The sequence below is a fragment of the Amorphus sp. 3PC139-8 genome (genome assembly GCF_040750475.1).
GTDB lineage: Bacteria > Pseudomonadota > Alphaproteobacteria > Rhizobiales > Amorphaceae > Amorphus.
In genome coordinates, this window is sequence record NZ_JABJVY010000001.1 from 530677 (window position 1) to 537613 (window position 6937).

A 6937-nucleotide genomic window follows, 5' to 3' on the forward strand; every position below is an offset into this window, starting at 1 on the left:
TCATGACCGCACCCGATCTCTTGTCGTTCGCCTCGGCGATTGCCGCTGGCGCCATCCGCGTCGTCGACCTGACGGAGACGCTGTCGCCAGATTTTCCGACCATCGTGCTGCCACCCGAGCTCGGCCAGTGCGCCCCGTTCCGGATGGAGGAGATTTCCCGTTACGACGAGCGAGGCGGCTTCTGCTACTGGAACAACATTACCGTCGGCGAGCATTGCGGCACCCATTTCGATGCGCCGATCCACTGGATCACCGGCCGCGATCTCTCCGACAACGCCGTCGACACCCTGCCAGCGGCCCATTTTGTCGCGCCGGCGGCCGTAATCGACTGCTCCGATGAGGCGGCGGACGACGCCGACTTTCTTCTCACCATCCCGCGTGTCGAGGCTTGGGAGGCCGAACATGGCCAGATCCGGCCCGGCCAGTGGGTGCTGTTTCGCACCGACTGGTCGAAACGGCGCGGACGCGCGTACGCCAATCTCCTGGAAGACGGCGCCCACACGCCCGGTCCCGATTCCGACGTGATGAAGTGGCTGGTGGAGACGCGCGGCATTCTGGGCTTCGGCACAGAGACGATCGGCACCGATGCCGGACAGGCGCACCATTTCGTTCCGCCCTACCCGGCCCATCATTTTCTGCACGGCGGCGGGCGCTACGGCCTGCAATGCCTGACCCATCTCGACCTGCTGCCGCCGACCGGCGCGGTCGTGGTCGCCGCCCCGCTCAAGATCAAGAACGGCTCGGGGAGCCCGCTCCGGGTCTTTGCCCTTGTGAATAACGAACGAACGAGTCTCCAGACCGATGACCAGCCCTAAGACGCCGATTGGTCCCACAGCCATCTTCCCGCCCGAGGCGCGAACGGTGCCGCAGATGCTCGCACGCCAGGCGGAAACTTACGGCGATCAGGCGCTGTTCCGTTGCGGCGACGTCGCGATCAGCTTCGCGGACGCACTCGTCGATGCCAAACGCTATGCCGCTCTCTTTGCCGAGACGGGCGTCGAGCGCGGCGACCGTGTCGCGCTGATTTCCGGCAACGCACCGGAATTCGTCCGCCTATTTCTCGGGCTTGCCTGGCTGGGGGCGGTGTCGGTCCCGATCAACACCGCCTCGCGCGGCTTCCAACTCCACCATATGCTTGCCAATTCCGGTGCGAAGATCCTAGTGGTGCAGGACGCCTTCCTGTCGGCGCTCGAAACCGTCGATTTTTCCGATCTCGCCGTGGAGCGGATCTGGACATTCGGAGAGCCGGACCTGCCGGAAGCCCCGGCCGGCCTCACCCTGGAGCCGCTGCCCGAACCGGACAGCGCGATCGCGGCCGCCCCTTGCCAGCCGGGCGACCTCCTGACGATCCTCTACACTTCCGGCACCACCGGCCCCTCGAAAGGGGTCTGCTGCCCCCACGCTCAATTCTTCTGGTGGGCGGTCTATACCGGCCGCCAGCTCGGCGTCGTCGAAGGCGACGTGCTGCACACGCCGCTCCCGCTGTTTCATACCAACGCGCTCAACTGCTTCTTCCAGGCAATGGTCTACGGCGCCACCCAGGTGGTGGAGCGGCGCTTCTCCGTCACCGATTTCTGGCCCGCGCTGGTGCGCTCCGGCGCCACCGTCACCTATCTGCTCGGCGCCATGGTGCCGATGCTCTTGTCACGCGACCCCACGCCGGCCGAAAAAGGCCACAAGGTGCGCGTCGCGCTCTCGCCGGGCGTCCCGGAAAACTACCACGCCCCCTTTACCGAACGCACCGGCGTCATCCTGCTCGACGGCTTCGGCACGACGGAGACCAACGCTGTGATCGCCTCCGTGCCCGAGGCCCGCAAGCCCGGCTGGATGGGGCGCGTGATCGATGGCGTCCAGGCGCGGGTGGTCGACGAGCACGACAACGAGGTGCCCGACGGCGTCGCCGGCGAGCTGATCTTGCGGGCCGACGAGCCATTCGCCTTTTCTAACGGCTATTTCGCCATGCCGGAAAAGACGGTCGAGACCTGGCGCAATCTCTGGCTCCATACCGGCGATCGGGTGGTGCGCGACGCCGACGGCTACTATCGCTTCGTCGACCGCATGAAGGATGCGATCCGCCGGCGCGGCGAGAACATCTCCTCCTACGAGGTGGAGCAGGTGCTGACCAGCCATCCGGCGGTCGCGCTGGCGGCGGTGTTTCCCGTCCGCTCCGATCTCGCCGAGGACGAAGTGATGGCGACTTTGGTCCTGAAAGAGGGCACGAGCCTTACCGAAGAGGAGATCGTGCGCTATTGCGAGGGCAAGATGTCCTATTTCGCGGTGCCCCGGTTCGTGGAGTTCGCGGCCGAACTGCCGCGCACCGAAAGCGGCAAGGTCCAGAAGTTCAAGCTGCGCGAACAGGGCCGTTCCGACACCACCTGGGACCGGGAAGCCGCCGGCATCGTGCTGAAGCGCTAAAGTAATTTCAGGAAAAGTGGATACCGATTTTCCGTTCGAAATTGCGATCAAACGAAACATTCCGCGACAACAACAACAGATAAGCAGGAACCCCTCTCATGGCCCCATCGACGTCACCACGCACCGGACAGGCAAAGCTGCGCGCCAAGCTGGCGGCGGGCGAGGCGATCGGCGCGCTCTGGCTCTCGCTGGGATCGACGGCGGCGGCCGAGGTGATGACGTATTGCGGGCCGGATGCCGCCGTGTTCGACCTGCAGCATGGCCTCTGGAGCCGGCAAGCGCTGGAAAGCGCGATCTCGATCGTTGCCAACCGGACGATCCCGCTGGTGCGCACTCTGTCCGCGAGGGCCGAGGACATCGCAGTCGCCCTGGAGGCCGGCGCCGCCGGCGTGATCGTGCCGATGGTGGAGGACGCAGCCACGGCCCGCGCCGCCGTCGCCGCCACGCGCTATCCGCCCGAGGGCATCCGCTCGGCGGGCGGCGTGCGTCCGCTCATGGATTTCTCCGCGCACTTCGCCGCCGTCAGCAAGGATGCGCCGTTCGTCGCGGTGATGATCGAAACACGCGCGGGCATGGAGGCTGCCTCCGAGATCGCCGCCGTCGACGGGATCGACCTGGTCTTCGTCGGCACTGGCGATCTTGCCATGTCGCTCAGCCTGTTCCCGACGCTCGGCGAGGCCCACGAAACCGCCGTCGGCACGATAATCTCAAAGGTCCGCGCCGCCGGTTCCGCTGCGGGCGCCTTCTCCATCAACGAAAGCGTCGGCGCCAAATGGCGCGCGCTCGGAGCTCAGCTCACCATCCTCGCCTGCGACACGGACGCTTTGCAGAAAACGGCGGCCGACACCCTTGGCGATTTCCGCAAGGCTCCCGCTCCGGCGCTCAAGGCCGCACAGAAACCAAAGACACCGCGCAAGACCACCGCCCGAAAGTCACGCACCTGATACGCGGCTCCGGCCCGCTCTTCCTCTCGCGGCGCCGGTGAGCGAAGCGACTTCGGTGTGAGGGGAGAAAACCGACCGGAAAGCCGGTTCCCGCTTTGCTTCGTCAGCCCGTAATCTGAGCCTGCTCGCTCGCTCCCGCGACCGAGGCGTGCAGGTGGGCCACCAGATCTTCCGGCAGGTTCAGCCGAGCGGCCAGCATGGCGAGATAGCCTTTCTCCGCCGGATTCTGCTCGTCGACGATCAGAAGCGACGCGGCATAGAGCTCGGCCGCGATCTCTTGGCTGGTGGCAGCTTTGGCGACCGCATCCACATCCAACGGCGCACGCAGCTCGTCCATCACGAAGGCCTTGGCCTCGGTGTCGAGATCCACCTGGTCGAGAAAACCAAAAATCCGGGACTGTTCGTCCGCGTCGATGTGGCCGTCGGCCTTGGCGGCCGCGATCATCGCCCGCAACAGCGCCAGGCTCAGGTCGCTCTGAGCCTCCACCGTGGCCCCGCCTTCGAACGCGGAACCGCTCGGCGGAGCGGGCGGTGTCGCCTCGCGCACCATGTCGGCCTGGGTGGCGCCGGCGCCCTTGCCATTCTGCCAATCGGAATAGGCTTTGTAGGCCAGCCCCCCGACGGCGGCGAGCGCCCCGTACTTGACGAGACTGCCGGCCATCTTGCGGCTTTTCTTGTTGGACAACAGCAGCGTCACGAGCCCACCGGCGGCCGCGCCGCCGAAGGCACCACTGTTCAACACGCGGCCGATCAGATCGCCACCTCCCGACTGGGAAACGGACCCGCCCTTCTGTGGCGCCGGCGTCTGACCTTGGCCCGCTTGCCCCGACGGGAGACCGCCCGCGCCGAGAAACTGGTCCAAGAGCTTGCGCGTGTCGAACATCGATTTCCTCCCGACGGATGCTGCCAACCAGAACCGGCCCGCTTCTCACGGCTTCGCAGATCGATCCTTAGCTTTCGCTTTGGCGCACCTCCGAACCGCGAACCGATTTCCACTTCGCCTCGAAGCGCTCAAAGCCAGCGTCCATATGGGAAGCCCGACCGCGTCCCCCAAGGGGCGCAGGAGGCCGACGAAAGTCGGCCTCCCAACCGAAGCGGGTTCAGGCTGGCGCCCCCTCGGCCATCAGCCGATCGAATTCGGCGCGGGCCCGCTGGGCGGCCCGCGTTGCCTCGATCTTGTGGGAGGAGGCATCGTCGTAGCTCGCCTCCAACTCCTCCAAGAGCTTCAGCTCTTCCTTGTTCGCCTGCGGCGAGCCAGGTCGGAAGGTCCCGAACGGACCGTAGCGCCGACGCAAGGTGTGCTTGAAGGTGGTGAGCGCTTCCAGCGCCTCGCGCTCGCGCGCCGCCGCCGCGCTCGCTTCCGCCCGCTTCTGATCGAACCGACCGAGCGCCACGCCCTCCGGCGACCAGGGGTCGATGCGCGGAACATCCTCGATGTTGATGATCGGATCGGTGTAGTCGGGCTGCTGACGCAAATCGATCTGAGCGACGCGGATCGTGGAGATGCAAAGCATCACGGTGATCACCAAGAGCGGAACGCCGCCCACGATCGCCGCCGTCTGCAAGGTATCCAGACCGCCTACGATCAACAGAACCGCCGGCAGGAAGGTGAGCGCCAGCGCCCAGAACAGCCGGTTCCAGGCCATCGGCTCCTCGGACACGTCGTTCTGCACGACGGAGGCGAGGATGTAGGAGATGGAATCGAAGCTCGTCGCCGTGAACAAAACCGCCAGCACGGTGAAGGCGAGGATCACCAGCCAAGTGAACGGCAGCGTGTCGAGGACGGCGAAGATCGCCACGAACGGCCCATCCGCATCGAGCAGCGAGACGATGTCCAGCCCGCCGGTAATCTGCAGCCAGAGGCCATAGTTGCCGAGGATCACGAAGAACAGAATGCAGCCCACGGAACCGAAGAAGATCGATCCGGCCACCATCTCGCCGATGGTGCGGCCGCGGGAGATCCGCGCGATGAAGAGACCCATGCTGGGGGCGAAGACGAGCCACCAGGCCCAATAGAAGATGGTCCAGTCCTGCGGGAAATGGCTGTCGCCGAACGGGCCCCACCCGCCGAGGGATTCGGTGTAGGTGGCCATGATGAAGAAGTCGGAGAGCATCCGACCCATGGAGGAAAGCCCCGTCTCCAGCATGAACACCGTCGGCCCAACCACCAGCACGAAGGCCAGCACGGCGATCGCAAGCCACAGGTTGATGTTACTGAGCAGCTTGAGGCCGCGTCCAAGACCGGCATAAGACGACAGCGCGAAGATCACCGTGCAGATCAACAAGGCGAGGATCTGAGAGGAGATCGACATCGGAAGACCGAACAGGATGTTCAGACCTTGGGTGATCAAGGGCGCGGCGAGGCCGAGCGTGGTCGCCGCGCCGCCCAGAAGACCGAAGATAAAGAGAACGTCGATCACCTTGCCCGGCCAGCCTTCCGCCGCGCGCTGGCCGATCACCGGCATCACCGCGATCGAGATCTTGAGCGCCGGCCGCTTGCGCACATAGTAGAAGTAGGCGATCGGCAGTGCGGGGATCAGATAGATCGACCAGGCGATCAGGCCCCAATGGAACATGCCGTAGGCTGCGGCCCACTCGATCGCCGGCCGGCTGCCGGGTTCCAGCCCGAACGGCGGCGAGACATAGTAATAGGCCCACTCGATCACGCCCCAATAGAGAATGCTGGCGCCAATGCCGCCGCAGAACAGCATGGCCGCCCAAGAACCGGTCGGGAACTCCGGCTCCTCATCCGGATCGCCCAGCTTGATCTTCCCGATCTTGCTGAAGATGACGTAGATCATGAAGAAGAAGGCGCCGAGGCCGATCAGCAGATAGGCGACGCCGATCTTATCCACCATGAAGGCGCGCGCCACGCCGACCCACAGGGCGCCCTCGTTCGGCCAGAACGCCAACGGCAAGGTGGCGAACAGAAGAAGGCCGATGGCACCGAGAAAGGTCGGTCGATCGATCAGGCGCAGGGACTCACGCCAGGTTTTCGGAGGTTCACTGGTCTGCGTCACGGGGCGGCCTTCCGGTTTGGAACTGTGAGGGCGGCTTTTGGGCGTCAGAAGAGAGGCGACCTGCCAACGAGCGGGCAGAAGGCGCATCGGTCAGCGAACACCGAACGGCGAATCCGTCTCGGCCAGCGCCCTCCCCGCAGAGTTAGCTTGGCAATCGGACAAGCTTTGTAGCAGTCGGAGCCCACCGCCTCCACCCCTTCGCAGATGAATTGGCCCCGATCCGCCTCACCGCATTGATTTCTCGATCGGACATCAAGCGGTCCCGGCACGCGACTCCCAAATTCGACGGCGATAGTCGCCAAAAAGACGCGGGCACACTCGGGGCATCGCCAGCGTATACATTCATATTACATCTACTATCGATTGATAGCAGATCGCATAACGCTCGAAGACGTCACGAAATCCAGCCTACGGCGAGAAAAACCGGAACCGCCGGGTCTGAATATCGGCGCGCGGGCCCGCACCGTTTCATCGGCCGGCTGCGCGGTCGGGAGCGTTTTGGGAGGTCATTTTCCCGAGCGAGAAGGCCAGCGTTGAGGCGGCGACCAGCGAGGCGGC

General features: G+C 65.1%; 5 protein-coding genes. 3 read left to right on the forward strand and 2 right to left on the reverse strand.

Annotated features, from left to right (window positions below; translation table 11 throughout):
• The first annotated feature begins 2 nt into the window (after positions 1-2).
• The 3 genes from HNS03_RS02400 to HNS03_RS02410 all read left to right on the forward strand — a co-directional run bounded on the left by HNS03_RS02400 (position 3) and on the right by HNS03_RS02410 (position 3359).
• Positions 3-815 (forward strand): cyclase family protein, encoded by an 813-nt coding sequence (locus tag HNS03_RS02400; protein WP_367192784.1) that lies wholly within the window; start codon positions 3-5, stop codon positions 813-815.
• A complete protein-coding gene (locus tag HNS03_RS02405; protein WP_367192786.1) occupies positions 802-2415 on the forward strand; it encodes an ATP-dependent acyl-CoA ligase in 1614 nt (537 codons plus the stop codon). The genes HNS03_RS02400 and HNS03_RS02405 overlap by 14 nt, the downstream gene beginning before the upstream one ends.
• A gap of 98 nt (positions 2416-2513) precedes the next feature.
• Positions 2514-3359 carry an HpcH/HpaI aldolase/citrate lyase family protein gene (locus HNS03_RS02410; protein ID WP_367192787.1) on the forward strand — a complete coding sequence of 282 codons (846 nt, stop codon included), beginning with the start codon at positions 2514-2516 and terminating at the stop codon, positions 3357-3359.
• A gap of 103 nt (positions 3360-3462) precedes the next feature.
• Here the strand turns inward: HNS03_RS02410 and HNS03_RS02415 are convergent, their stop codons facing one another.
• Positions 3463-4242: a tellurite resistance TerB family protein gene (locus tag HNS03_RS02415; RefSeq protein WP_367192788.1), complete on the reverse strand. Its 780-nt coding sequence runs from the start codon at positions 4240-4242 to the stop codon at positions 3463-3465.
• A gap of 217 nt (positions 4243-4459) precedes the next feature.
• Positions 4460-6379: a BCCT family transporter gene (locus HNS03_RS02420; protein WP_367192790.1), complete on the reverse strand. Its 1920-nt coding sequence runs from the start codon at positions 6377-6379 to the stop codon at positions 4460-4462.
• Between the last annotated feature and the right edge of the window lie 558 nt (positions 6380-6937).

Coding starts and splice junctions, on each gene's coding strand:
- HNS03_RS02400 (WP_367192784.1), top strand. CDS start 3: ATGACCGCACCCGATCTCTTGTCGTTCGCCTCGGCGATTGCCGCTGGC.
- HNS03_RS02405 (WP_367192786.1), top strand. CDS start 802: ATGACCAGCCCTAAGACGCCGATTGGTCCCACAGCCATCTTCCCGCCC.
- HNS03_RS02410 (WP_367192787.1), top strand. CDS start 2,514: ATGGCCCCATCGACGTCACCACGCACCGGACAGGCAAAGCTGCGCGCC.
- HNS03_RS02415 (WP_367192788.1), bottom strand. CDS start 4,242: ATGTTCGACACGCGCAAGCTCTTGGACCAGTTTCTCGGCGCGGGCGGT.